This is a genomic window from Streptomyces sp. NPDC001717 (assembly GCF_042892775.1).
Lineage (GTDB): Bacteria > Actinomycetota > Actinomycetes > Streptomycetales > Streptomycetaceae > Streptomyces.
The window spans coordinates 257291-283008 of record NZ_JBIAUK010000003.1 but is presented as its reverse complement, the minus strand read 5'-3'; the positions used below and the strand labels follow the sequence as shown (position 1 = coordinate 283008).

The following is a 25718-nucleotide window of genomic DNA, read 5'->3' as shown; positions in this document are numbered from 1 at the left end:
GTGCTGATGGTCGTCATGCCGCCTCCTGCAGAGGGTGTTCGCGGTGGCGGCCGAGGGTGGCGAGTGCGGCGTGTGCCGCGCTCAGTCCGCTCCTGACGGCGCTCTCCATGGTCGCGGGCCAACCGGTGGCAGTCCACGCACCGGCCAAGTAGAGCCCCGGCGTGTCGGTGCGCGCCCCGGGGCGCAGCCGGCCGACGCCGGGGGTGGGGGCGAACGTGGCCGTCCGCTCCCGGGTGACGAAGAAGTCCCGTACCTTGGCGCCCCGCGTGGCCGGCAGCAGCCGCTCCAGCTCGGGAAGGTACTTGGCCCGCAGGACGGAGACGGGTTCGTCGATGTCGTCCTGGGCCGCGGACTGGGACAGCGCCAGGTACTGGCCTCCGTCGGGCAGTCCGGAGGAGTCGGTGCGGTCGAAGACCCACTGCACCGGCGAGCCGAGCGCGGCGAAGAAGGGCTGCCGCAGGACCTTGCGGTCGTAGACCACGTGGACGTTGAGGATCGGGGCCGTGCCGATGTCCAGGAGCTTGTCGGGGTCGGCGAGGGCACCGGCGGGGAGCAGCCCGTGCGCCTCGCGCTGCGGGACGGCGAGGACGACGGTTCCCACGTCGAGGGATTCGCCCTCGGTGTCGACCCGCCAGGTCCCTTCCGGTGTGGCGGAGATGCCCGTGACCCGGGTGCGCAGCTCGGTCCGTACGCCGGCCGCGTCGAGCTGCTTGCGGGCGAGGGTGTCGTGCAGGTCCCCGAGGGGTACGTGGGCCCAGCCGATGTCGGCGGCGCCGTTCTCGGAGAGCAGGCCGGTCTTGAAGACCATGGCGGCCAGGCCGAGTGAGGAGTGCCGGGCGGTCGCGTTGAGGGTGGCGATGCCGACGAGGTCCCAGAGGGCCTCGACGGTACGGGGGGACTGGCCGTAGCGGCCGAGCCAGGTCGCGAAGTCCAGGCCGTCCAGGGCCGGGTCGGCGGGGTCGAGGCGGCGCAGCGCGAGGGCGGCGCGGCCGACGCTCGCCCGCTCGGCGAGGGAGAGGTGCGGGTAGCGGGCGAGGGAGCCGGCCAGGTGCAGGGGCACGGGCAGGGCGCTGCGGCGCAGCCGGCCGAGGCGCGGGCCGCGCGGGTGGGCCACGTCGAGGACGGGTACGTCGAGGCGGTCCTGGAGGGGCGCGAGGGCGGCGCCCTTGACGCGGTCGAGGAACCAGCGGTAGGCGGTGCAGCAGCGCAGGTAGACGTGCTGACCGTTGTCGACGGTGAGTTCGCCGCGCTTGAAGGAGAAGGCGAGCCCGCCGAGCCGGGGGCGGCCTTCGAGGAGGGTCACCTCCAGTCCGGCGTCGGCGAGTTCGAGCGCGGCCGTGACGCCGGCGAGCCCTCCGCCGACGACGACGGCACGGCTGTCGCCGCGGGTGTCGCTGCCGCTCATGCGCCCTCCCTGGTGGTGTGCTGCGGTGCGGGAGACGCGCCCACCGCCGGAGCGGTTGCCCGAGCCGCACCCCGCGCCGGCGGGGTCGGGTGTGCGGCGGGGCGCCCCCGCAGGGCGTCGAACGCAACCACGTCGTACATGTCCGCCGCCGCTACCCGTTCGACGCCCGAGGAGGTGCCCCGGCGGGCGCCCGACCCCGACGGCCCACCCTGCGGCACGGCCAGGGCGGGGGTGCCGCTGCGCGGAGCCGGTCCCCTACCCGCCCTTCCACCGTTCCCCGGGCTCCGCCCGGCCCCGGTCCTCACACGCCGGACGGGCTGAAAGCGGTGCCTCGAACGTCGGCGGGGCCAAATGGCCCGGTCCTCACACACCGGACGGGCCGGCGTGCCGGCCATCAGGCTCGCCTCCGGGAGGACTGGCGGGAGATCGTGCGGGCGTCCAGGCCCGAGAGGCCGCGGACGGCGACGTACGCCTTCTCGTGCGGCGGGAGCGAGACGCGGCCCCGCAACACCGCCTCCGGCTCGCGCTCGATGCGGTCGAGCAGGCGCCGGTAGATGCCCGCCATGGCGGCCACGCAGGCTCCGCTGCGCCGGTCGAGCAGGGGCAGCAGCCGGTAGCCCTCGACGAACAGGGCCCGGGCGCGCCGGACTTCGTGGTGGACGAGCCCGGGGAAGTCGGAGCCGGCGGGGGCCCGGTCTCCGTGGAAGCCTTCCGCGCAGCCGAACTTGGCCAGGTCCTCGGCGGGCAGGTAGGTCCGCCCGTTGCCCGCGTCCTCCCGGACGTCGCGCAGGATGTTGGTGAGTTGCAGGGCGAGGCCGAGGGTGTCGGCGTACTCCGCGGCCCGCTCGGCCTCGGCGGCGGCGGGGGCCGCGGTGTTCACGGTGCCGAAGACGCCGAGCGAGAGCCGACCGATGGCCCCGGCCACGCAGCGGCAGTAGACCTTGAGGTCGTCCCAGGTCTCGTAGGTCTGGCCGCGGACGTCCATCAGGACGCCGTCGATGAGTTCGTCGAGGCCGCCGAGCGGGATCGGGAAGCGGCGGGAGGCGTGTGCGAGGGCGACGGCGACCGGGTCGGTGTCGTCCTCCTCGACCTCCTCGGCCCGGATCCGCCCGAGCAGCGCCCGGGTCTCCTCCAGCCGGACCAGCTTCGCCTCGGGCGGCAGCGTGCCGTCGCCGATGTCGTCGACGCGCCGGGAGAAGGCGTACAGCGCGGACATCGCCTGCCGCTTGTCGGTGGGCAGCAGCCGGATGCCGTACGCGAAGTTGCGCGCCTGCGATCCGGTGACGGCCTCGCAGTAGCCGTAGGCCGCCTGGACGGGTGCGGACACGTGTGCGTTTGCCTCCACGGTCGGACTCACCCCTTTCTCGACGCGGTGCGCAGGACGGCGGCCACCTCGCGGAGCAGGCCGGTCTTGGTGGGTCCCGGCGGTCCGGGGAGTACGTCGAAGCCGGCGGCCGTGACGGCTCGCAGGGCGGCGCGCCCCCCGCCCACGAATCCCGCGAGCAGCAGGCGGAGTCTGCCGTGCACGCTGCCCACGAGCGGCACGCCTTCGTCCAGCAACTCGTGCGCGCGCTCGGCTTCACAGGCGATCAGGGAGCGTACGGCCATACCGGCGGACGGGGCGGCCAGGTCGGCTTCGGTGACGTGGAACCGCCGCATGTCCTCGGCGGGGAGGTAGATCCGGTCGCGGCCGAGGTCCTCGGCGACGTCCTGGACGTGCTCGACGATCTGCAGGGCGGTGCAGACGGCGTCGGAGCGGCGGATCCGCTCCGGGGTGGCCGTCCCGGTGATCGACAGGACGAGGCGGCCCACCGGGTTCGCGGAGAGCTCGCAGTAGCCGAGGAGGTCGGCGTACGTCTCGTAGCGCGCGACGCGCTGGTCCTGGCGGTTGGCCTCGATGAGCCCGAGGAACGGCTCGGGGGTCAGGCTGTGGGCGCGGACGACGGGCTGGAGGTTCAGCAGCAGCGGGTGCCGGGGCGGGCCGTCGGTGCCGCCGAAGACGCGCAGCAGGTCGGCCTCGAAGGCGTCGAGCATGGCGAGTCGGTCGTCGACGGCGGCCGGGTCGAGGCCGAGGAGTACGGCGTCGAGGCCGCCGGGGGCGAGATCGCCGTCCCCGATGTCGTCGACGAGGCGGGCGTAGCCGTAGACCGCCGTCAGGCCGTCGCGCCAGGCGCGGGGAAGGAAGACGGGGGCCACGGGGAAGTTCTCCGCGGCCGCCTTGTCGAGGGTGGCGCGCACGTGGACGGTGTCGGACGAGGAGCGGAGGTCGTGCCCCGGGGTCACCGCCCGCCGCCCGGGGCGGGGACGGCCGTAGAGCCTGGGGGCCGGAGAATTCCCGTAGCCATTGCCGTCACATCTCCCGTTCTACACTGCCGACCCAATACATCCTATTTCGGACACGCCGCCGGGGTATCCCGGGAGCTGTGCCCGGAACTTTTCACGAGCCGCTCACCTGTGGGGAATCGTCCCCTCTTGGCTCGATTCAGGACCGCATCAGCTTACGCTGTACAACGCCGCGGCGGCCTCCGGGGTATTCGTCGCGCCACTTGATGTCGCCGCGTAATACGGAAAAACACGCCGCGGCCCCCGCCACGTGAAGCGGCGGGGGCCGGGCGAAACCGGTCGGCGGTCAGCCGTTGGACGCCCTCTCGTAGGCGGAGACGACTTCCTCCGTGGGCCCGTCCATCAGGAGTTCGCCCTTCTCCAGCCACAGCACCCGGTCGCAGGTGTCGCGGATGGACTTGTTGTTGTGGCTCACCAGGAAGACCGTGCCGGCCTTCTCCCGCAGTTCCCGGATACGGTTCTCGGAACGCACCTGGAAGCTGCGGTCACCGGTGGCGAGCGCCTCGTCGATCATCAGGACGTCGTGGTCCTTGGCGGCCGCGATCGAGAAACGCAGACGCGCGGCCATACCGGAGGAGTAGGTGCGCATCGGCAGCGAGATGAAATCGCCCTTCTCGTTGATGCCCGAGAAGTCGACGATGTCCTGGTAGCGCTCCTTGATCTGCTCGCGGCTCATTCCCATCGCGAGACCGCCGAGGACCACGTTGCGCTCACCGGTGAGGTCGTTCATCAGCGCCGCGTTCACGCCCAGCAGCGAAGGCTGGCCGTCCGTGTAGACCTTGCCGGCCTCGCAGGGCAGCAGACCCGCGATGGCGCGCAGCAGGGTCGACTTTCCGGAGCCGTTCGACCCGATGAGACCGATGGCCTCGCCGCGGTACGCGGTGAAGGAGACACCGCGCACGGCGTGGACCCTGCGGACGCCCGGTGCGTCGCCCTTGCCGCGGCGCATGATCTTGCTGAGCGCGGCGGTGGCACTGCCCTTGCCGGAGCTGCCGGTGTTGACGCGGTAGACGATGTGCACGTCGTCGGCGATGACGGTGGGGACGCGCCCCTGGTTGTTCTCAGCCACGGCCGTAACGCTCCTCAGCCTTCCAGAAGTACACGAAGCCGCCGAGGCCGATCACGACGGCCCAGCCGACCGCGAAGAGCCAGACGTGGGGCGGCAGGTTCTCCGCGCCGTACTTGTCGATCAGGGCGAACCGGATCAGGTCCATGTAGATCGCGGCCGGGTTCCACTGGAGCACGTCGGAGATCCACTGGGGCTTCGTCGCGAGCATCGCGCTGATCGAGAACATGACGCCGGAGGCGTACATCCACGTACGGGTCACGAACGGCATCAGCTGCGCGAGGTCGGGCGTCTTGGAGCCCATGCGCGCGAAGATCATGGCGAGGCCGGTGTTGAAGGCGAACTGCAGCACGAGCACCGGGGGGACCAGCAGCCAGGAGAGCCGCGGGAAGTTCCCGAAGGCCATCACCACGACGAACACGACGACCATCGAGTACAGCAGCTGTCCCAGCTGCTGCATCGAGAACGAGATCGGCAGGGAGGCGCGCGGGAAGTGCAGCGCGCGGACGAGGCCGAGGTTTCCGGGGATCGCCCGGACACCCGCCATCAGCGAGCTCTGCGTGAAGGTGAAGACGAAGATCCCGATCACCAGGAAGGGGATGTAGACGCCCTTGGGCATGCCGCGGTCCGCCTGCATGATCTTCGCGAAGATCAGCCAGTAGACGAACGCGTTCAGCAGCGGGGTCGCCACCTGCCATACCTGGCCGAGCTTCGCCTGGCTGTACTGGGCCATCAGCTTGGCCCGGGAGAAGGCCATGATGAAGTGGCGCCGGCCCCAGAGCTGGCGCACGTACGCGCCCAGGCCGGGCCGGGCGCCGCTCACCGTGAGGCCGTACTTCCTGGCGAGCTCCGCGGGGCTCAGTCCCGCGTCGGCGGACGGCGGCTTGCTCGTGGCGAGGGCGCCGTCGTGGGTTGTGTCACTCACAAGTTGAAACTTTCGTCTTCAAGATGCGGCCAGGTCTCGGGCATCAGGCAGGTGGCACGAGGCCCATGATCGCGTCATGTTCGCAGACGCGGACTGGTCAGATGACAGGTGGTCTGCCCAGACGGGTCAACCGCCAGACCGTACGCCATCTCATCGGGCGGCGGGGACCACAGGGAGTCGTCCACCCCTCCCGGAAACCACCGAACCAGGCCTTCAACGCCGGCCCCGAGGGCTTGCGAAGGAGCGTCAGCAGGAGCCAGACGCCCACGTAGACCGGGACCAGCGGTGCGGGCAGGTTGCGGCGCGCGAGCCACACACGATTACGAGCCACCATACGGTGGTAAACGGCGTGCCGGGAGGGGGCCGTGGTCGGGTGCAGCAGCACCATGTCCGCCCGGTAGTCGATCGACCACCCCGCGTCAAGGGCCCGCCAGGCGAGGTCGGTCTCCTCGTGCGCGTAGAAGAACTCGGCCGGAAGCGCCCCCACCTGCTCGAACACCTTCGTGCGCACCGCGTTGGCGCCGCCGAGGAAGGTGGTCACGCGCGAGGAGCGCATCGGGTCCGAGGCACGCAGCCGGGGCACGTGACGGCGCTGGGTGATACCCGTCTCAGGGTCAGCGATCCGGAAGCTGACGATGCCGAGCCCCGGGTCCTCGGCGAAGGCCTGCCGGCACAGCTCCGCGGTGTCGGTGCGCTCCAGCAGACCGTCGTCGTCCAGGAACAGCAGGACGTCCACGTCGGAGCCGCCGGGGCCGAAGGCCTCGATGCCGACGTTGCGCCCGCCGGGGATGCCCAGGTTCTCGGGCAGGTCGACGGTGCGGACCCCTTCGGGAAGGTCGGTGACCTTCACGCCCTGGCCCACGACGACGACCTCGACCGGGTCGCCCTCCTGACGGGCCACGGAGTCGAGCAGGGCCTTCAGGTCGTCGGGGCGGTTGCCCATGGTGATGATCACGGCGCCCAGCCGCATCGGCTCGCTCACTTGAGCCTGCTGGAGGCCAGGATCGACACCAGGTGCAGCACGGTCTGGAGCATCGCGATGGCGGCGAGCACGGCGACGCCGACCCGGGACCAGAACAGGTCGCCGCGGATCTGGTCGGCGACGGCCAGCACCAGGATGAGCAGCGAGGCCTCGATGCCCAGGACGAGGCGGTGGAACTTCAGCGCGGCGGCCGCCCGGCGGGCGAGCGCCATGCCGGAGGAGCGCGGCTCGGCCGCCGCGTCCTTGACCACGGGCTTGCCGGCCTGGTGGCGGGCGACGCCGACCAGGTCCGTCTCGGCCTTGATCAGGATCGCGCCGAGCGCCGCGAGGGTGCCCAGGAACGCCCACAGCCAGTCGATCCGGCCGCCGCCCCAGAGGTCGGCGGCGCGCAGGCCGAAGCCGACCAGGACCGCCGCGTCGCACAGGTAGGCGCCGACGCGGTCCAGGTACACGCCGGAGAGCGAGAACTGCTTCTTCCAGCGGGCGACCTCGCCGTCGACGCAGTCGAGCAGCAGGTAGAGCTGGACGGCCACGACGCCGAGGACGGCGCCCGGGATGCCGGGCACCAGCAGGGCCGGGAGGGCGAGGACGCCCGCGAGGGTCATCACGTAGGTCAGCTGGTTCGGCGTGACCTTGGTGGTGACCAGGAGGCGGGTGATGCGCAGGGAGATCTCACGCATGTAGAGGCGGCCGCCCCAGTGCTCGCCGCTGACCCGGTCCTTGACGCCCGCCGGGTGAACGACGGGCCGGAGTTCAGCTACGGATGGTCTTGGCATAGTCGGCGTAAGCGTCCCTGATCTCGGCGGCGGACAGGTTGAGGTGTTCCAGGATCGTGAAGCGTCCCGGGCGGGTCTGCGGGGCGTAGTCGACGGCCGCGACGAACTCGTCGACGCTGAAGCCGATCTCCTCGGGGACGACCGGCAGGCCGTGGCGGCGCAGCACCTCCACGAAGAGCCCGGACTGCTCGGCGGCCCCCCGCAGGTGCATCGCGAAGGCGGCGCCGAGGCCGACCTGCTCGCCGTGGAGCGCGGAGCGCCCGGGGTGGAGCAGGTCGAACGCGTGGCTGATCTCGTGGCAGGCGCCCGAGGCGGGGCGGGTGTCCCCGCTGATCGACATGGCGATGCCGGTGAGGACGAGCGACTCGGAGAGCACGGTGAGGAACTCGTCGTCGCCGCAACCGCCGGGGTGGCGCAGTACGGCTTCGCCCGCGGTGCGGGCCATCGCGGCGGCCAGGCCGTCGACGGTCTCCCCGTTGATCTCGTGCGAGAGCTCCCAGTCGGCGATGGCCGAGATGTTGGACAGCGCGTCGCCGATGCCGGCGCGGACGAACCGGACCGGCGCCTCCTTGATCACGTCGAGGTCGATGACCATCGCGATCGGGGTGGGCACGCCGTAGGAGCCGCGGCCGTTGTCGTTGTCGAGGGTCGCGACCGGCGAGCAGATGCCGTCGTGCGAGAGGTTGGTGGCGACCGCCACCATGGGCAGCCCGACCCGCGCCGCGGCGTACTTGGCCACGTCGATGATCTTGCCGCCGCCCAGGCCGACGACGGCGTCGTAGCGACGGCCCTTTATGTCGTCGGCCAGCTTGACGGCGGAGTCGATGGTGCCGTCGACGACCGGGTACCAGTCGGCGTGCGGCAGCACCGGCTCCAGCTTGGCGCGCAGCACCTGGCCGGACCCGCCGCTGATCGCGATCGCGAGCTTGCCGGACGCCGAGATCCGCTGGTCGGCCAGGAGGCCGGCCAGATCGTCCATCGCCCCGCGACTGATGTCGACGACGACGGGCGAGGGGATGAGCCTCGTCAGTACTGGCATGCGATCGTCCGGCCCTTGGCGAGGTCGTCGTGGTTGTCGATCTCGACCCACTTGACGTCGCCGATGGGGGCCACGTCGATCGTGAAGCCGTCGTTGACGAGCTGCTGGTAGCCGTCCTCGTAGTACAGGTCGGGGTCGCGCTCGAAGGTGGTCTTCAGCGCCTCGGCGAGGGCCTCGGCCGCCTCGGGCTCGATCAGCGTGACGCCGATGTACTCGCCGGTCGCGTCGGCGGGGTCCATCAGCTTGGTGATCTTCTGGACACCCTTGCCGTCGGCGGTGACGACCTTCATCTCCTCGTCGGCCAGGCTCTTGACCGTGTCGAGGGCGAGGATGATCTTCTGGCCGTTGCCGCGGGCGGAGAGGAGGGTCCGCTCGACGGAGACGGGGTGCACGGTGTCGCCGTTGGCGAGGATCACGCCCTGCTTCAGGACCTCACGCGCGCACCACAGGGAGTAGGCGTTGTTCCACTCCTCGGCCTTGTCGTTGTCGATCAGCGTGATCTTGACGCCGTACTTGGCCTCCAGGGCCTCCCGGCGCTCGTAGACGGCTTCCTTGCGGTAGCCGACGACGATGGCGACCTCGGTGAGGCCGACCTCGGCGAAGTTGCCGAGGGTCAGGTCGAGGACCGTCAGGCTCTCCTCGTCGCCCTCGGGGCCGACGGGCACGAGGGCCTTGGGCAGGGTGTCGGTGTAGGGACGCAGGCGGCGCCCGGCACCGGCAGCGAGTACAAGGCCGATCATGCTGGTTCTCCTTCGTCATGTACGGCGGGTGCCCCGGAGGAGACCCAGAAGCGGATGCTCTCCGCGAGCACCACGATCGCCACGAACACGGCCAGGACCGTGAGCGCGACGGGGAAGTCCGATGCGCGCCCCACGAGGACGGCGGCGAGGACCGTGGTCAGCAGGACCCGGCCCTCGTGGCCGCCGATCGTCCGCACCAGCCAGTGCGGGGGCGCTCCGGTGCCACCGCGAATGCGGTACACCGTGTCGTAGTGATGGTAGGCGACCGCCGCGATCAGGCCGAATGCCGCCGGAAGGGCCCCGGGGACGTCCGCCTTGGCGGCGAGCACGAGGACCGTCACGTACTCCCCGGCCCGGAACAGCGGCGGGATCAACCAGTCGAGGGCGCCCTTGAGCGGGGCCGCGAGGGCGAGGCCGGCGGTCATGGCGTAGATCACCGCGGCGGCGATCAGGCCCGGATCACCGAACGGCAGGTACAGGGCGGTCGCGATGATCAGCGCCGTGCCGAGGGCCGCGACGTACACCGACCCGAAGGTCCCGGCCCGGCCGCGCAGCAGCCGGGCCTGGACCTCGGCGAGCGGGCCGGAGTCGGTGAGGTCGGCGAGGGCCTGGGCGGCCCGGTCGGTGCGCTTCGCCTTGCGGGTCAGGGAGCGCAGCACGCGACCGGCGGTGGTGTAGAGCGCGCCGAAGGCGCAGCCGACGATCAGGGCGTAGAAGACGATCCGGGGGGTGGTGAAGGCGGTCAGCACCGCGATCATGGCCCAGCGCTCACCGATCGGCAGGATGATCATCCGGCGGACCCAGACCGTCCAGCCGACGCTGTCGAGCCTGTCGGAGAGGGCGGCCGTCGGGCTCGTGTTGGCGGTGGCGTCGTGGTTGGCCTCGTTGAACGAGAAGTCCACGACGTGCCGGCAGGTCATGAGGACCATGGCGCCGACGGCGAGGCCCCACACGTCGTCGCCGCCCCGGGCGGCGCCGAGCGCCAGGCCCGCGTAGAAGGAGTACTCCTTCGCGCGGTCGAAGGTGGCGTCGAGCCAGGCGCCCATCGTCGAGTACTGGAGCGAGTAGCGGGCGAGCTGCCCGTCGGTGCAGTCCAGTACGAAGGAGACGAGGAGCAGCACACCGGCCGCGACGTAACCCCAGCGCTCGCCGGTGGCGGCGCAGCCGGCCGCGATCAGCGCTGTGATCAGCGACGCGGTGGTGACCTGGTTCGGGGTCAGGCCGCGGCGCGCGCACCAGCGGGCGATGTAGCGCGAGTACGGGCTGATGAAGAAGGTGGTGAAAAACCCGTCGCGGGACTTCACGGCGGTCCGCAGGCGCACGGCCTCGTCGTCCACGGCGGCGACGGCAGCGACGGCCGCCTCCCGCTCCGCCCCGGTGGCGGGGACGGCCGCGACGAGGGTGCCGAGCTCGGGGCGCTGCACGGTGGTCCCGGCGGCCTCGACGGTGTCGGCGAGCCTGTCCACGCAGGGGCCGGAGCCGTCGGGGGCGAGGGCGGCGGCCTTGGCGGCGGCCTCGTCGAGGGCGGCGCGGGCGCCGGGCTGCACGGAGAGCGCTCCGGTGACGGCGCAGGCGTCGAAGCGCGGATCGGTCAGCGCGAGGCGCAGGGCGTGGACGTGCCCGACGAAGGCACTGTCGACGACGCCCACGCGCTGGTCGGCGGGGACGGTCGCGAGCGCGGCGGCGGTTTCCTTGGGACCGGCGGCGGTGCGGACGTCGAAGCCGAGGGAGCGGAGCTCGCCCGCGAGCGGTGATCCGGGGACCGGCAGGCCGGTGAGGATGACGGTCGGCAGACGAACTCACTCCTTGTGACGGATTGCGGACGGGGCGCCCCCGCGGGGGCGCGGCACGTCGGCTGAGGCTATCGGATGAATGGAAGGCGGGGTTCATCACCCGTTTACGCCCGGATAAGCGGAACATTCCCGGGCGAGCGGCCCTGTCGAGCCTTGGCGGAGCCCGGCCCGGCCATCATTGACGATCATGGCGCCGTACCACAAACGGCGTGGATGTTACGGTGGACACGCCCTGTAGGTGGACGAGCGAGGAAGAGGTGGGTTGATGACCGTCGCAGTGGTCGCGGCCATGCGCAGCGAACTCCGGTGCATCCCCCATTCCTCCAGGGCATCCGACCGCCGGGCCTGATCCCACCACCGACAGGCCCCTGGTCGGCCGGAGCCCCCTTTTCCAAGGGTTCACGTTGACCGACAACACCGGTACCGCCACCTCCGCCTTCATCGAGGCGTTCTTCACCCTTCACCACGGCCTGCCCCGGCAGGCTCCCGGCTCCGACGCGAGCACCCGTCACCTGCTGTCCCTGTGCGGACCGCTCCCGAAGCGGCCGCGCGTCCTCGACCTGGGCTGCGGCCCGGGCCGCAGCGCCCTGCTGCTGGCCGCCGAGGCGGGCGCGGACGGCGCCGAGGTGACCGCCGTCGACCTGCACGCCCCCTTCCTCGAAGAGCTGCGCACCGAGGCCCGCACCCGCGGGCTCGGCGAGCGGGTCCGTACCGTTCGGGCGGACATGGGCGCGCTTCCCGCCGACGAGTTCCCCGACGGCTCCTTCGACCTCGTGTGGGCCGAGGGATCCGCCTACACCATCGGCTTCGACACCGCGCTCGCGCGCTGGCGGCGGCTGCTCGCCCCGGGCGGCACGATCGTGCTGACCGAGTGCGAGTGGACCGCGGCGGAGCCGTCCGCCGGGGCGCGCGCCTTCTGGGACGCGCAGTGCCCGCTGCGCTCCACCGCCGGGAACCTGGCCGCCGCGCAGAGCGCCGGGTACCGGTTGCTCGGCGTGCACCACCTGCCCGACTCCGACTGGGCCGAGTACTACGGTCCGCTCGCCGAGCGGGTGCGCACCCGCTCCGGCGCCGGTTCCCCCGCGATGGAGGCCGCGCTGGCCGCCACCCGCGAGGAGCTCGACGTACGGGCCCGCCACGGGCACGAGTACGGCTACACCGGCTACGTGCTGCGCCCGGTGACCGCCGGGGACGGCGGGGCCTGGCCGACCCGCCCGGAGACGGCGGCCGACGAGGCCGCCGTACGGGCCGTCAACCTGGCGGCCTTCGAGACCCCGCTGGAGGCGGACCTCGTGGACGCGCTGCGCGTGGACGGCGCGTGGCTGCCCGGGCTGTCGTACGTGGCCGAGGGCCCGGACGGGTCGGTGGTGGCGCACGCCCTGCTGACCGCCTGCGAGGTGGACGGGGCACGGGCGCTCGCGCTCGCCCCGGTCGCGGTCGATCCCGCGCGCCGGCGCTCGGGCGCGGGCAGTGCGGTCGTCCGGGCGCTGCTCACGGCGGCCCGGGAGCACGGGGAGTCGCTCGTCCTGGTGCTCGGGCATCCGGAGTACTACCCGCGCTTCGGCTTCGTGCCGGCGTCGCGGTTCGGGATCCGGGCTCCGTTCGAGGTGCCGGACGAGGCCGTGATGGCGCTGGTGCTGGACGCTTCCGTCCCGGTTCCGACGGGCACGATCGGCTATCCGGCCCCCTTCGGGGTCTGATGCTCCGTGCCCCGCCGCATAGCACGCGGCGGGGCACGGACGTGGACAGATCTTCGAAGTGCGGACAAGCCCCTTTTGTACGGCAGACTGAAGGCCGAAGTCCGAAGCGAAGGATGGGTATGCCGACCACACCAGCCACCGCCGCCAGCAGCGCGACCGACGGCACCGGGACCCAAGAACCGATCATGCTCGAACTGGTCGACGAGTCAGGCAACACGATCGGCACGGCGGAGAAGCTCTCCGCCCATCAGGCGCCGGGGCAGTTGCACCGGGCGTTCTCTGTGTTCCTCTTCGACGAGCAGGGCCGGCTGCTGCTCCAGCAGCGGGCGCTCGGGAAGTACCACTCCCCCGGCGTCTGGTCGAACACCTGCTGCGGTCACCCCTATCCGGGGGAGTCGCCGTTCGCGGCGGCCGCCCGGCGGACCCACGAGGAGCTGGGGCTCTCGCCGTCGCTGCTCGCGGAGGCGGGAACGGTGCGCTACAACCACCCGGACCCCGCGTCGGGCCTGGTGGAGCAGGAGTTCAACCACCTTTTCGTGGGACTCGCGCAGGCCGCGGTACACCCCGATCCGGAGGAGATCGCGGACACCGCGTTCGTCACCGCCGAGGAGCTGGCCAAGCAGCACGCCGAAGCGCCGTTCTCGGCCTGGTTCATGACCGTGCTGGACGCGGCGCGGCCCGCGATCCGCGAGCTGACGGGCGACGCGGCGGGCTGGTAGCCCTCTCCGCGCTGCTCAGCCGGCCGGGGTCGGCGCGGCGGGGTGCGGGGCGGTGGCGGCCGGCGCGGCGGGGGCCGTGAGCGGCAGGGCCGCCCAGATGACCTTGCCGCCGGTCGACGTGTGCTCGACGTCGCAGACCCCGCCGGACTCCAGCGTGACCTCGCGGACCAGGAGCAGACCCCGGCCGCCGGTCTGCCCGAAATCGGCCTCCAGCGCCTTGGGGCGGTACGGGTGGTTGTCCTCGACGGCCACCCGTACCCACGACCGGCCGATCGCCACCTCGACCGCGACCTCGGGCGAGAGCAGGGCGGCGTGCCGGACCGAGTTCGTCACCAGTTCGGAGACGATCAGCAGCAGGGAATGGACGATGTCCTGATCGGCGGGCACCCCCTGCCGCCCGAGCAGGTCACGGACGGCCCGGCGGGCCTGCGGAACGGATTCTTCTACCGCCGGTGCGGTGAACCTCCACACCCCCTCGTAGGCGAGGGGGTCGGCCGGAGCCGCCGGCTCCGCCTCCCTGGCCGGCGGGACGCTCCCGCTGACATCCATATTCCGTCCCCCGTCTTCGCGCTCGATCGTCTCCACGCGACAAGAGTGGAGAACGGGCTGGTCCGGACCGAACCGCTGACCAGAAATCAGCGCCTATCAGACGCTTTCCGACCGCCGGCGTATGACGGAGTCAGTTTTCGACTGTTCCTGATCCGCTGGATACCATCCGGCGCATGAACTCAGCCGGGGATCCCGCACTGCTCCACACGGTGGCCGACGGGGTGGCGACCGTGGTCGTCTCGCATCCCGCCAAGCGCAACGCCATGACGGCGGCGATGTGGCGGGCGCTGCCGGAGCTGCTGGCGGGCCTGGCCGACGATCCCGCCGTACGGGTGCTCGTGCTGACCGGGGCCGGACCGACCTTCTGCGCGGGCGCGGACATCTCCTCGCTGACCGGGGACGAGGACCCGCGGGCCCTCGCCGTGACCGCGGAGGAGGCGCTGGCCGCCTTCCCCAAGCCGACGCTGGCGGCGATCCGCGGGTTCTGCGTGGGCGGCGGCAGCCAGCTGGCGGCGGCGTGCGACCTGCGCTTCGCGGAGGAGGGCGCGTCGTTCGGGGTGACCCCGGCGAAGCTGGGCATCGTCTACCCGGCGTCGTCCACCCGGCGGCTCGCGACCCTGGTCGGCCCGGCCTGGGCCAAGTACCTGCTCTTCTCTGCCGAGTTGATCGGCGCGGAGGCGGCGCTGCGCGCCGGGTTCCTGAACGAGTTGCTGCCGGCCGGGCAGCTGGACAAGCGCGTCGCCGAGTTCGCCCGGATCCTGGCCTCGCGCTCGCAGCTCACGCAGGCGGCGGCGAAGGAGTTCGCGGACGGCCGGACGGGCCGCGAGGACCACTGGGAGGCACAGGCGGCCGGAAGCGACGACACCGCGGAGGGTGTCGCCGCGTTCCTGGAACGACGGCCGCCGGTGTTCACGTGGACCCCGTGAGCCGCCGTCGTCCCGCGGGCCGGCCGGAGTACCCGCCCGAACCGGCTCTTGCGGATCCCGCCGGTTGATCCCACGTCGTCCGGTGCCGCGCCCCGGGTTTGCCGCACCGGACAGACGGCACCAGCCGGATCCGGCCTCGCCGGCGATGGGGGGCGCGGGGGCCGGGGAGGGTCGGGCAGGATCCCGAAGGGACCTCCTAGCCCAGCGGATTGCTCGCGCGCAGGTGCGCGACGAGCTCGGCCGGGGCCTTGTCCGGCGAACCCGCGTCGTAGGGCGGTTGCGGGTCGTACTCCGTCATCAGCTGGACGGCCTGCGCGTACTCGTCCCCGGCGATCCGGCCGAGCAGGGTGAGCCCCATGTCGATCCCGGAGGACACCCCGGCGGCGGTGACGTACTTCCCGTCGGTGACCACACGCTCCCCGGTGGCCTCGGCGCCGAACTTCGACAGCCGGTCCAGGTACAGCCAGTGGCTGGTGGCCCGCCTCCCGTCGAGCAGCCCTGCGGCCGCCAGCAGCAGGGATCCCGTGCACACGGAGGTGGTCCAGGTGGTGGTGGCGTCCACCGCCCGCAGCCACTCCATCACCGCGGGGTTCTCCATCTCCCGCTCGGGGTGCGGCCCCCCGGGCACGACGACGACGTCCGGCCGGGTCACCTCGTCGAGCCCCTTGTCGGCGACGAACGCGAGCGCCCCGTTGTCCGTGCGCACGGGCCCGGGGCGCTCGGACACGAACACGACCTCGGCGTCGGGCAGCCGCCCGAGGGTGTCGAAGGGCCCGACGGCGTCGAGCGCGGTGAAGCGGTCGTAGAGCAGTACGGCGATCTGCATGGCTCCTCCGGAGCGGTGGATGGACGACAGGTCAGGGGGTGGGGCCGAAACGGCGGCGGTATTCGGCCGGGGGTTGGCCCAGGGCCCTCACGAACGCGCGCCGCAGGGCCTCCGGCGTGCCGTACCCGCAGGCACGGGAGATCTGGGCGACCCCGTCCGTGCCCTCCTCCAGCAGCCGGCGGGCGTGTTCCACGCGGACCCGTTCCACGAACCGGCCCGGGGTCACGCCCGTCTCCGCCTGGAAGGCCCGCGCGAAGTGACGCGGCGAGAGGCGGGCCCGCGCGGCGAGGGCGTCGACGCTCAGGTCGCCGTCCGGGTGCTCCGTGATCCACTGCTGGACGTCCCGCAGGGGATCGCGCCGCGCCGTCTGGGCGGCGAGCTGCGCGCTGAACTGGGCCTGGTTGCCGGGCCTGCGCAGGAACACCACGAGGTGCCGGGCGATCTTCAGCGCGACGTCCCGGCCGTGGTCCTCCTCCACCAGCGCGAGCGCGAGGTCGATCCCCGCCGTGACCCCGGCCGAGGTGGCCACGGGTCCGTCGCGCACGTAGATGGGGTCGGGCTCCACCACGACGGCCGGGTAGTCCCGCGCCATCTGCTCGCACACGTACCAGTGCGTCGTGGCCCGCCGCCCGTCCAGCAGCCCCGCCTCCGCCAGCAGCAGCCCTCCGGTGCACACCGACACGAGCCGCTCCGCGGCACCCCCGTGGGCGCGGAGCCAGTCGGTGAGCCGCGGCTCGAAGTCGGCCCGGTAGCGGCCCCCCGGCACCAGCAGCGTGGTCCCGGCGCCCGGCCGGGCACTCTCCAGCTCACCGTCGGGCACCAGCGTCAGCCCGCTGCTCGTACGCACCGGCGCGCCTCCCGGCGACACCGTCCGGATCTCGTACCCCGACCGCCCGGGGAAGCGGGCGATGGCGGCGAACACCTCCACCGGCCCGGTCACGTCCAGGCTCTGCACCCCGTCGTAGAGAAGGACGAGCACCTCGTTTCGCGGCGACAACCTCATGCCCTCATGGTGGTCCGCCCCGCGCGATGGCCGCAATGACGCGCTTCCCACCTATCCCGCCATCCCGGCGGCGGGACCGGCGCGGGGAAGGTGCGGTACGGGTGCGGGCGACCGGCCCCGCCTCGGCGCCCGGGGCACGCCGGTGTCATCCTGTCGGGGTCCCCCGCGCCGTTTTCCCGGAGTACCCCCTGAACACCGTCGCCGCCGAGTCCCTGTCGGCCGTACTCCTCGTCGGGGTGCTGGCCTTCGCCGTGTTCCGCCCGCGCGGTCTGCCCGAGGCCGCGGCCGCCGTGCCCGCGGCGGGGCTGCTCATCGCCTTCGGGGTGGTGTCGCCCTCCGACGCCTGGGAACGGGTGCGCGACCTGCTGCCCGTGGTCGGGTTCCTGGCGGTCGTCCTGGCGCTGGCCCGGCTCTGCGCCGACGAGGGCCTGTTCCGCGCCGCGGGCGCCGCCATCGCCCGGCTCTCCGCCGACCGGGGCCCGACCGCCCTGCTCGGCGGGGTGTTCGCGGTGGCCTCCGTGGTCACCGCCACACTGAGCCTGGACGCGACGGTGGTGCTGCTGACCCCGGTGGTCCTGGCGACGACGGCCCGGCTCGGGGCCCGGCCCCGCCCGCACGTCCTGGCCACCGCGCACCTCGCGAACTCGGCCTCGCTGCTGCTGCCCGTCTCCAACCTCACCAATCTGCTCGCCTTCACCGCGAGCGGCCTCTCCTTCACCCGGTTCGCGGCGCTGATGGCCCTGCCCTGGCTGGTGGCGATCGGGGTGGAGTACGGGGTGTTCCGCCGCTGGTTCCGGGCCGATCTGGCGGCCCCGCCGGAGCACGTGCCGATGGCGGCAGAGCACCCACCGCTGCCGCGGTTCGCGCTCGCCGTCCTCCTCCTGACCCTCGCCGGCTTCGTCCTGGCCTCCTTCGCGGGGGCGAGTCCCGTGTGGGCGGCCCTGGCCGGCACGGCCGTGCTGGCCGTTCGGGCCCTGCGGCGCCGGGAGACCACCGCGCGCCGGATCGCGGCCTCGACGGCGCCCGCGTTCTGCCTGTTCGTGCTGGCCCTCGGGGTGGTCGTGGGCGCTGTGGTGGACCACGGGCTCGGTGACGGGCTGGCCCGGGTGCTGCCGGCCGGGGACTCGCTGCCCGCGCTGCTGGCGACGGCCGCCGTGGCCGCCGTACTGGCCAACCTGATCAACAACCTGCCCGCGGTGCTCGCCCTGCTCCCGCCGGCCGTGGCGGGCGGGCCGGGACAGGTGCTGGCCGTGCTGATCGGCGTGAACATCGGCCCGAACCTGACCTACGCGGGCTCCCTGGCCACCCTGCTGTGGCGGCGGGTGCTCCAGACGCACGCCGTGCGGGTGTCCGTGTCCGAATTCACCCGCCTCGGCCTGCTGACCACACCGCTCTGCCTGGCCGGCGCCGTGACCGCGCTGTGGGCCGGTCTGCGGGTGATCGGTACGTGACCGCGCCCTGCCCGCGGCCGATCGGCCGCCGGGGCTCCGGGGGCGGGCCGATAGGATCGGCGCATCATGACTGCAACCCTCGTCGCCAAGAAGCTCACCGCCGCGCACGGTGAGCGCACGCTCTTCGCCGATCTCGACCTCGTCGTCGCGCCCGGCGACGTCATCGGTCTCGTCGGCGTCAACGGCGCCGGGAAGTCGACCCTGCTCCGCCTGCTGGCCGGACTGGACACCCCCGAGACCGGTGAACTGCGGCTCTCCCCGCCCACCGCCGCCGTCGGTCACCTCCCGCAGGAGCCGGAGCGCCGGCCGGAGGAGTCCGTACGGGAGTTCCTGGCCCGCCGCACCGGCGTGGCCGCCGCCCAGGCGGAGCTGGACGCGGCCACGCAGGGCCTGGTGGACGGGGCGCCGGGCGCGGACGACGCGTACGCGACGGCGCTGGACCGGTGGCTGGACCTCGGCGGCGCGGACCTCGACGAGCGGGCCGAGGAGGTCGCGGACGACCTCGGCCTCACGGTGGGCCTGGACCTGCCGATGACGGCGCTCTCCGGCGGCCAGGCGGCCCGCGCGGGCCTCGCCTCGCTGCTGCTCTCCCGCTACGACGTCTTCCTGCTCGACGAGCCCACGAACGACCTGGACCTGGACGGTCTGGAGCGGCTGGAGCGCTTCGTCAAGGGGCTGCGCGCGGGCACGGTCGTGATCAGCCACGACCGCGAGTTCCTCACGCGGACGGTCACCAAGGTCCTCGAACTGGACCTCGCCCAGCAGCAGATCAACCTCTACGGCGGCGGGTACGAGTCCTACCTGGAGGAGCGGGCCCGGGCCCGCAGTCACGCCCGTGAGGACTACGAGGAGTACGCGGACAAGAAGGCCGCCCTCGAAGGCCGGGCGCAGATGCAGCGCAACTGGATGGACAAGGGCGTGCGCAACGCCCGCCGCAAGGCCGGCGACAACGACAAGATCGGCAAGAACCTGCGCGGCGAGTCCAGCGAGAAGCAGGCCGCGAAGGCCCGCCAGACGCAGCGGGCGATCGAGCGGCTGGAGGCCGTGGAGGAGCCGCGCAAGGAGTGGGAGCTGCGCATGGAGATCGCGGCGGCCCCGCGCTCCGGCTCCGTCGTCGCCACCCTGCGCGAGGCGACCGTCAAGCGCGGGGACTTCGCCTTCGGCCCGGCCGGCCTGCAGATCGACTGGGCGGACCGGGTCGCGATCACCGGTGCCAACGGCGCCGGCAAGTCCACCCTCCTGGCGCTGCTCCTGGGCAGGCTGACCCCGGACTCCGGCTCCGCGACCCTGGGCTCCGGCGTCCTGGTCGGCGAGGTCGACCAGGCGCGCGGGCTGTTCCTCGGCGACGAGCCCCTGCTGGAGGCCTTCTGCGCGGCGGTCCCGGACACCGAGCCGGCCGAAGTCCGCACCCTGCTGGCCAAGTTCGGCCTCAAGGCGGCCCACGTCCTGCGCCCGGCGGCCACCCTCTCCCCCGGCGAGCGCACCCGCGCGGCGCTGGCCCTGCTCCAGGGTCGCGGGGTGAACCTGCTGGTTCTGGACGAGCCCACCAACCACCTGGACCTCCCGGCGATCGAGCAGTTGGAATCGGCGCTGGAGTCCTACGAGGGCACGCTCCTGCTGGTCACGCACGACCGCCGGATGCTGGACGCCGTTCGGGTGACGCGCCGCCTGGAGGTCGCGGGCGGCAAGGTCGTCGAACTGTAGGAAAAGGGGCACGTTCCGAGGTGCCGATCGACTCGAACGGGACTAGCCTCTGTAAGTGAGAGCCGCAACCGCGGAGCACGCCCGCGCGGGCCCGAGTCCCGCGTCGACTGGAAAAGTGCTTTCGCATTTCCCGCGGCCCTGTATCCGATCCGCGCTGCGCATTCTGATTCTGCGGCTGCGGTTCCGCCTCGTCACACCTCGAAGAGGTGCGGGAGAGGGCGGGAGGAAAGGGAAATTCTCATGTTTGCACAGAGAGCGAAGCGCCTCTTCGCGGTCTCCGCTGCCGGTCTCCTGATGGCCGGCGGAGCAGCCGTCGCATCTGCCGGCAGCGCTGCTGCGGCAACCCCGGCTCACCACGTCAGCTATGTCGCCGGCGGCTGGGACGACGATGACGACTGGGGTGGCGGATACGGCCACCACGGTGGTTGGGACGACGACGACTACGGCAACTGGGGACACGGCGGTTGGGACGACGACTGCGGCTAGCCCCTCCAACCCAGGCCCGCGCGGCCCTTGACCAGGGCCGCGCCTCGGCCTGTCCGGCGGCTTCGGCCGGCGTCCGCCGCCTCAGCCGCGGTCCGGCCGGTCCGCCGGGGCACTCCGTTTGCGCGCCATCCTGCGGGCCACGAAATCGCGCGGGAGGTGCCGTACCGCCCATGCGTAGGCGCGGTAGCGGCGGCCCGTGATGCTGAGGGGGCGGCGCAGCGCCAGGTCCCGCAGCGCACGCTCGACCACCGCTTCCGGTTCCAGCCAGACCGCGTCGCGCAGTGAGCTGACGTCCATCCCCGCCCGCTCCTGGAATTCGGTGCGGGTGAAGCCGGGCACGACCGCGAGGACGCGGACGCCGTACGGCTCCATGTCCACCCGGAGGGATTCGCTGAAGGCGGTGATCCAGGCCTTGGCCGCGCCGTAGGTCCCCGTGGGCAACAGGCCCGCCACCGACGAGACGTTGAGGACGGCTCCCCGACGGCGTTCGCGCAGGCCCGGCAGGAGCGCGTGGGTGAGCCGGAGCGGTACCTTGACCAGCAGGTCCAGCATCCGCTCCTCGTCCTCCAGCGGGCTGTGGGGGAACGGCGCGGGCAGTCCGAAACCCGCGTTGTTGACCAGGACGTCCACGGGCCGGGTCCGGTCCGCGAGCCGCTCGGCGACCGACGCGCACTGTGCCGGGTCCAGGAGGTCGGCCGGCAACACCTCGCAGGACACGCCGAATTGCCGACCCAGTTCCCCGGCGAGGGCGTCGAGGCGGTCCTTGTCGCGGGCCACGAGGACCAGGTCGCAGCCCTTGGCGGCGAACCCGCGGGCGAAGGCGGCCCCCAGTCCGGCGCCGGCGCCCGTGACCAGTACGGTCGTGCTCGTCGTCGACGTGCTCAAAACGGTTTCACTTCCCGGTGGTTGTAGCGGCGGCGTATTCCTGGGCGACGTCGACGAGGAACGCCGCCTCGTCCGCCAGGTCCCCGTCCGCCTTCGTGGTCTGGATCGCGGCCGGCAGTTCCAGCGCGGCCGCCTCGCCCGCCTGACCGGGAAGTCCTTCGAGTTTCGCCTGCCGCGCCTCACGCAGTACGCAGGCCAACGCGGCGGCGGTGCGCCGCTGTTCGGGTACCCCGCGGCCGGCGACCCGGTCGCGGGCCTGCTCCAGGGCGCCCGGGGCGACGTACTCCCCCAGGATCAGGATCGCGTCGCGCGTCTCGATGACCTTGCGGTAGACGAGCAGGTTGCGCGGGACGGGCGGCCACAGCAGCTCCACCACCCGCCCGGCCCGCGGCTTGTTGAGCGCCACGTGCGGTACGGCCTGGACGAGGTCGCGCCACAGCGGCCACAGCCGCCACGCGATGGCGATGTCGGCGGCGCCGCGCCGGAAGGTGAACAGCGTGGGCACCAGGATTGCGGTGGCGCGCAGCAGGCCGTGCAGGTTCATCAACAGCGGCAGGGCGGGCATCGCCCAGGTGCTGCCGAAGAGGCCCTTGAGCAGGTACGCGAACCAGAAGAGGCCGGCGAGCGCGGTGCCGAGCCCGAACAGCCGCAGTCCGGCGGCCAGTCCGCTGCTCTCGGCACGGCGGCTGTAGCGCCAGCACAGGGCGACGCAGACGGTGTTGGCCACCAGGTGCGCGGAGATCAGGACCAGCCAGTACGCGAGGGAGGGCACCGGGTCGCCGACCGGCGGCATGGTGTGGCCGCCGTGCGCGGGCGCGGCCGCGTCCAGGCCGTACAGGGTCCCGAGCCACCCCACGGTCGCGACGCAGGAGGCGAGTTGGAGCCGACGGCCCTTGGTGGTGGCGGCCACGAAGTAGAGCACGGCGCCCGCCGACAGCACGCCGCTGAAGTTGCGGAAGAGCCCGATGGCGTGGGCGTAGTCGGGGCCGCGGCGCATCGCGTACGCGACCACGTCGGGCAGGTTCAGGGTCATCGCGGCGGCCGCGGTGGCCACGGCCAGCCACAGGCCGCGCTGTTGCGGGGAGCGCAGGGCACCGGGGGCGCGGAGCAGGAGTGCGATCCAGAGGCACGCCACGCTGGGGACGGCGAGCCAGTTGCCGAAGGCGGTCAGGTCAGCGGCCACCGTTCCTCCGCTCGTATCCCATGGCCGACTCCAGCCGGGCCAGGGTGTCGCGGGGCGGGGCGGCGGCAGCGTGCGGGCCGGCGTTCGCCGTGCGGATGCGGATCATGCTGGCGAGCATCTCCGCCTCCTGCTCCTGGCGGGTGGTGTAGTTGGTGCGCCCGAGCACGGTGGGAGCGTGGCCGTCGTCGACGTCGTCGGCTTCCACGGAGTGGTGGCCGAACAGGATGTGGCCGAGTTCGTGAAGCACGATGTGCTCCCGGTGCAGCGGGGTGGTCTGCGCCTCGTAGAAGACGTAGTCGACGCTGACCGTTCCCACCCAGAGCCCGCAGACCCCCGTCTCGGCCGCCTCCTTGGGCAGCGGGTGGAGGCGGATGGGCCGGCCGCGCTGCTCGGCTATTCGGTTGCAGAGCTCATCCAGGGAGAATGGATGGGGTAATTCCAGATGGCCGAGAATGTTCTCGCACCTTTTGCGCAGACTGACTCGCCGGTGGGACATGTGATCCCTCTTCGGACCCTTTCTCGGGCAGCGTCTGTAGGCGTGCGGGGGCATGGGCATGGTGTCCTGTGCCTTCAAACCGGGCCTCGGGGAACACGGTCCTGAGGGGAATGCGGAAGCTCGTCCGCCGAGTGACGAACGGGCGTTCCTCATGCCTACATATCTTCTGCCGCCATTGGCAAGGCAACTCCCCTGGTGGGGAAGGTATTCGGCCATGCCTGCCGGGTCCGCGCGCGAGGTGCGCGAGGGGGTGTGCGCTACCGCTTGCGGCGGTCCTCGGGGCCGGTGAGGCCGGCCCTGCGCAGGGCGTCCGCCATCGCGCTGTTGGCGGGTGCGGGGGCGCTGCCGCCGCCCTGCCGCCGGCCCTGACCCCGCTGGTCCTGGCCCTGGCTCTGGCCCTGGCCCTGGCTCTGGCCGCCGCGTCGGCCCTGCCCCTGGCCCTGGCCGCCACCACCGCCACCGCCACCGCGCTGCTGCGGCGGACGGCCGCCGCCCGAGCGGCGTTCCTGGCGGTCCTGCCTCGGGGCGCCGCCCGCGGGGCGGTCGGCCTCGTCCTCCAGGCGCAGCGTCAGCGAGATGCGCTTGCGCGGGATGTCCACGTCCAGGACCTTCACACGGACGATGTCGCCCGGCTTGACCACGTCCCGCGGGTCCTTGACGAAGTTCTTCGACAGGGCCGAGACGTGCGCCAGCCCGTCCTGGTGGACACCGATGTCGATGAAGGCGCCGAAGGCGGCCACGTTGGTGACCACGCCCTCCAGGATCATGCCGGGGGCCAGGTCTCCGATCTTCTCCACGCCCTCCTTGAACGTGGCCGTCTTGAAGGCGGGGCGCGGGTCGCGGCCCGGCTTCTCCAGCTCGCGCAGGATGTCGGTGACCGTGGGCAGGCCGAAGGCCTCGGTGACGAACTGCTCCGGGCGCAGCGAGCGCAGTACGGAGGTGTTGCCGATCAGGGCCGCCACCTCGCCGCCGGCCGTCTTGCCCATGGACCGGACGACCGGGTACGCCTCGGGGTGCACGGCGGAGGCGTCCAGCGGGTCCTCTCCGCCACGGATGCGCAGGAAGCCCGCGCACTGCTCGTACGCCTTCGGGCCGAGGCGGGCCACGTCCTTGAGGCCCTTGCGGCTGCGGAAGGGGCCGTTGGCGTCCCGGTGGGCGACGATGTTCTCGGCGAGGGTGCCGCTGATGCCCGAGACCCGCGAGAGCAGCGGCGCGGAGGCGGTGTTGACGTCCACGCCGACGCCGTTCACGCAGTCCTCGACGACCGCGTCCAGGGAGCGGGAGAGCTTCACCTCGGACAGGTCGTGCTGGTACTGGCCGACGCCGATCGACTTCGGGTCGATCTTCACGAGCTCGGCGAGCGGGTCCTGGAGGCGGCGGGCGATCGAGACCGCGCCGCGCAGGGACACGTCCATGCCCGGGAGTTCCTGCGAGGCGAACGCGGAGGCCGAGTACACGGAGGCCCCCGCCTCCGAGACCATCACCTTCGTGAGTCCCAGTTCGGGGTGGCGGGTGATGAGGTCCCCGGCGAGCTTGTCGGTCTCGCGGGAGGCCGTGCCGTTGCCGATGGCGACCAGCTCGACCGCGTGCTCCTTGGCGAGGCGGGCCAGCTTGGCGAGGGACTCGTCCCACTTGTTGGCGGGCACGTGCGGGTAGATCACGTCGGTGGCCACGACCTTGCCGGTGGCGTCGACGACGGCGACCTTCACGCCGGTGCGGAAGCCCGGGTCGAGACCGAGGGTGGCGCGGGTGCCGGCGGGGGCGGCGAGCAGCAGGTCGCGCAGGTTCGACGCGAAGACCCGTACGGCCTCGTCCTCGGCGGCGGCGCGCAGCCGGGTCCGCAGGTCGATGCCGAGGTGCACCTGGATCTTGGTGCGCCAGGACCAGCGGACCGTGTCCGCGAGCCACTTGTCGCCCGGGCGGCCGCGGTCGGCGACGCCGAAGCGGCGGGCGATCATGCCCTCGTACGTGGAGGGGCCGGGAACGTCGGACGGCTCCTCAGGCTCCAGTTCCAGGGTGAGCACGTCCTCCTTCTCGCCGCGCAGCATCGCCAGCACGCGGTGCGAGGGGAGTGCGGTGAGCGGCTCGGCGAAGTCGAAGTAGTCGGCGAACTTCGCGCCCGCCTCCTCCTTGCCGTCGCGGACCTTGGCGGCGAGCCGGCCGTGGCCCCACATCCGCTCGCGCAGTTCGCCGATCAGGTCGGCGTCCTCGGCGAACTTCTCGGTGAGGATGGCGCGGGCGCCCTCCAGGGCGGCGGCCGGGTCGGCGACGCCCTTGTCGGCGTCGACGAACGCGGCCGCCGCGGCGGCGGGTTCGACCGACGGGTCGGTCAGCAGCCCGTCGGCGAGCGGCTCCAGACCGGCCTCGCGGGCGATCTGGGCCTTGGTGCGGCGCTTGGGCTTGAACGGGAGGTAGATGTCCTCCAGCCGGGCCTTGGTGTCGGCCGCGTTGATCCGCGCCTCCAGCTCGGCGTCGAGCTTGCCCTGTTCCCGCACGGAGTCGAGGATCGCCGCGCGCCGGTCCTCCAGCTCGCGCAGATACCTCAGCCGCTCCTCGAGGGTGCGCAGCTGGGCGTCGTCGAGCATCTCGGTCGCTTCCTTGCGGTAGCGCGCGATGAACGGCACGGTCGAGCCGCCGTCGAGCAGCTCGACGGCCGCCTTGACCTGCCGCTCCCGTACGCCGAGCTCCTCGGCGATCCTGCCTTCGATGGACGTCGTCACG

The 25718-nt window shown here is 72.6% G+C and carries 23 protein-coding genes; 6 read left to right on the top strand and 17 right to left on the bottom strand.

Translation table 11 applies throughout. The annotated features are described in order from the left end of the window. Nucleotides 1-13 precede the first annotated feature (13 nt). From hpnE to ACFYZL_RS08570, 10 genes are all read right to left on the bottom strand, one after another. A complete protein-coding gene (gene hpnE / locus ACFYZL_RS08615) occupies nt 14-1405 on the bottom strand; it encodes a hydroxysqualene dehydroxylase HpnE (RefSeq protein ID WP_384751151.1) in 1392 nt (463 codons plus the stop codon). 394 nt (nt 1406-1799) lie between these two features. Continuing rightward, nucleotides 1800-2762, bottom strand: a complete 963-nt coding sequence (gene hpnD, locus ACFYZL_RS08610) for a presqualene diphosphate synthase HpnD (RefSeq protein WP_388677275.1) — start codon at nt 2760-2762, stop codon at nt 1800-1802. Further along, complete coding sequence (gene hpnC, locus ACFYZL_RS08605) at nt 2759-3688, bottom strand: squalene synthase HpnC (RefSeq protein WP_388677272.1); 930 nt, start codon at nt 3686-3688, stop codon at nt 2759-2761. Before hpnC ends, hpnD begins: the two co-directional genes overlap by 4 nt. A gap of 346 nt (nt 3689-4034) precedes the next feature. Then, the gene (locus tag ACFYZL_RS08600; RefSeq protein WP_384580522.1) at nt 4035-4817 is read right to left on the bottom strand and encodes an ABC transporter ATP-binding protein; all 783 of its coding nucleotides are present in this window, start codon (nt 4815-4817) and stop codon (nt 4035-4037) included. Next, nucleotides 4810-5739 (bottom strand): ABC transporter permease, encoded by a 930-nt coding sequence (locus ACFYZL_RS08595; RefSeq protein WP_384751142.1) that lies wholly within the window; start codon nt 5737-5739, stop codon nt 4810-4812. Before ACFYZL_RS08595 ends, ACFYZL_RS08600 begins: the two co-directional genes overlap by 8 nt. A gap of 97 nt (nt 5740-5836) precedes the next feature. Beyond that, complete coding sequence (locus ACFYZL_RS08590; protein WP_384751163.1) at nt 5837-6709, bottom strand: glycosyltransferase family 2 protein; 873 nt, start codon at nt 6707-6709, stop codon at nt 5837-5839. Between the two features lie 8 nt (nt 6710-6717). Next, nucleotides 6718-7497, bottom strand: a complete 780-nt coding sequence (locus ACFYZL_RS08585) for a CDP-alcohol phosphatidyltransferase family protein (RefSeq protein WP_384751139.1) — start codon at nt 7495-7497, stop codon at nt 6718-6720. Beyond that, a complete protein-coding gene (locus ACFYZL_RS08580; protein ID WP_384751136.1) occupies nt 7475-8536 on the bottom strand; it encodes an iron-containing alcohol dehydrogenase family protein in 1062 nt (353 codons plus the stop codon). The genes ACFYZL_RS08585 and ACFYZL_RS08580 overlap by 23 nt, the downstream gene beginning before the upstream one ends. Then, nucleotides 8524-9276, bottom strand: a complete 753-nt coding sequence (locus tag ACFYZL_RS08575; RefSeq protein WP_388677267.1) for a sugar phosphate nucleotidyltransferase — start codon at nt 9274-9276, stop codon at nt 8524-8526. The genes ACFYZL_RS08580 and ACFYZL_RS08575 overlap by 13 nt, the downstream gene beginning before the upstream one ends. Then, nucleotides 9273-11069 (bottom strand): DUF5941 domain-containing protein, encoded by a 1797-nt coding sequence (locus ACFYZL_RS08570; protein WP_384751160.1) that lies wholly within the window; start codon nt 11067-11069, stop codon nt 9273-9275. Before ACFYZL_RS08570 ends, ACFYZL_RS08575 begins: the two co-directional genes overlap by 4 nt. Nucleotides 11070-11473: 404 nt before the next feature. Here ACFYZL_RS08570 and ACFYZL_RS08565 point away from each other — a divergent pair, with 404 nt between their 5' ends. Beyond that, a complete protein-coding gene (locus ACFYZL_RS08565; protein WP_388677264.1) occupies nt 11474-12769 on the top strand; it encodes a GNAT family N-acetyltransferase in 1296 nt (431 codons plus the stop codon). A 119-nt stretch (nt 12770-12888) separates the two neighbouring features. Further along, nucleotides 12889-13488, top strand: a complete 600-nt coding sequence (gene idi, locus ACFYZL_RS08560) for an isopentenyl-diphosphate Delta-isomerase (protein ID WP_384751128.1) — start codon at nt 12889-12891, stop codon at nt 13486-13488. Nucleotides 13489-13503: 15 nt separating this feature from the next. Here the strand turns inward: idi and ACFYZL_RS08555 are convergent, their stop codons facing one another. After that, on the bottom strand, nt 13504-14037 hold the full coding sequence (locus ACFYZL_RS08555; protein WP_384751125.1) for an ATP-binding protein: 534 nt from the start codon (nt 14035-14037) through the stop codon (nt 13504-13506). 173 nt (nt 14038-14210) lie between these two features. Between ACFYZL_RS08555 and ACFYZL_RS08550 the strand changes: the two genes are divergently transcribed. After that, nucleotides 14211-14963, top strand: coding sequence for an enoyl-CoA hydratase/isomerase family protein (locus ACFYZL_RS08550; RefSeq protein ID WP_384751123.1), 753 nt, complete (start codon nt 14211-14213; stop codon nt 14961-14963). Nucleotides 14964-15159: 196 nt separating this feature from the next. On the opposite strand, the gene ACFYZL_RS08545 is transcribed toward ACFYZL_RS08550, so the two are convergent. Together ACFYZL_RS08545 and ACFYZL_RS08540 are read right to left on the bottom strand one after the other, a co-directional pair. Continuing rightward, complete coding sequence (locus ACFYZL_RS08545) at nt 15160-15789, bottom strand: DJ-1/PfpI family protein (RefSeq protein WP_384751120.1); 630 nt, start codon at nt 15787-15789, stop codon at nt 15160-15162. A gap of 31 nt (nt 15790-15820) precedes the next feature. Continuing rightward, on the bottom strand, nt 15821-16792 hold the full coding sequence (locus tag ACFYZL_RS08540) for a GlxA family transcriptional regulator (protein ID WP_384751117.1): 972 nt from the start codon (nt 16790-16792) through the stop codon (nt 15821-15823). A gap of 188 nt (nt 16793-16980) precedes the next feature. Between ACFYZL_RS08540 and ACFYZL_RS08535 the strand changes: the two genes are divergently transcribed. The 3 genes from ACFYZL_RS08535 to ACFYZL_RS08525 all read left to right on the top strand — a co-directional run bounded on the left by ACFYZL_RS08535 (nt 16981) and on the right by ACFYZL_RS08525 (nt 20433). Then, nucleotides 16981-18243, top strand: coding sequence for an SLC13 family permease (locus ACFYZL_RS08535; RefSeq protein WP_388677611.1), 1263 nt, complete (start codon nt 16981-16983; stop codon nt 18241-18243). Nucleotides 18244-18309: 66 nt separating this feature from the next. Then, nucleotides 18310-19947: an ABC-F family ATP-binding cassette domain-containing protein gene (locus tag ACFYZL_RS08530; RefSeq protein ID WP_388677258.1), complete on the top strand. Its 1638-nt coding sequence runs from the start codon at nt 18310-18312 to the stop codon at nt 19945-19947. 240 nt (nt 19948-20187) lie between these two features. Next, nucleotides 20188-20433 (top strand): hypothetical protein, encoded by a 246-nt coding sequence (locus ACFYZL_RS08525; protein WP_384751111.1) that lies wholly within the window; start codon nt 20188-20190, stop codon nt 20431-20433. 81 nt (nt 20434-20514) lie between these two features. On the opposite strand, the gene ACFYZL_RS08520 is transcribed toward ACFYZL_RS08525, so the two are convergent. The 4 genes from ACFYZL_RS08520 to ACFYZL_RS08505 all read right to left on the bottom strand — a co-directional run bounded on the left by ACFYZL_RS08520 (nt 20515) and on the right by ACFYZL_RS08505 (nt 25717). Further along, nucleotides 20515-21318 carry an SDR family NAD(P)-dependent oxidoreductase gene (locus ACFYZL_RS08520; protein WP_384751108.1) on the bottom strand — a complete coding sequence of 268 codons (804 nt, stop codon included), beginning with the start codon at nt 21316-21318 and terminating at the stop codon, nt 20515-20517. A 7-nt stretch (nt 21319-21325) separates the two neighbouring features. Continuing rightward, nucleotides 21326-22501 carry an MAB_1171c family putative transporter gene (locus ACFYZL_RS08515; RefSeq protein WP_384751105.1) on the bottom strand — a complete coding sequence of 392 codons (1176 nt, stop codon included), beginning with the start codon at nt 22499-22501 and terminating at the stop codon, nt 21326-21328. Beyond that, nucleotides 22491-22997, bottom strand: a complete 507-nt coding sequence (locus tag ACFYZL_RS08510; protein ID WP_384751103.1) for a hypothetical protein — start codon at nt 22995-22997, stop codon at nt 22491-22493. The genes ACFYZL_RS08515 and ACFYZL_RS08510 overlap by 11 nt, the downstream gene beginning before the upstream one ends. 257 nt (nt 22998-23254) lie before the next feature. Beyond that, nucleotides 23255-25717 (bottom strand): Tex family protein, encoded by a 2463-nt coding sequence (locus ACFYZL_RS08505; RefSeq protein WP_388677253.1) that lies wholly within the window; start codon nt 25715-25717, stop codon nt 23255-23257. Nucleotide 25718: the final 1 nt, after the last annotated feature.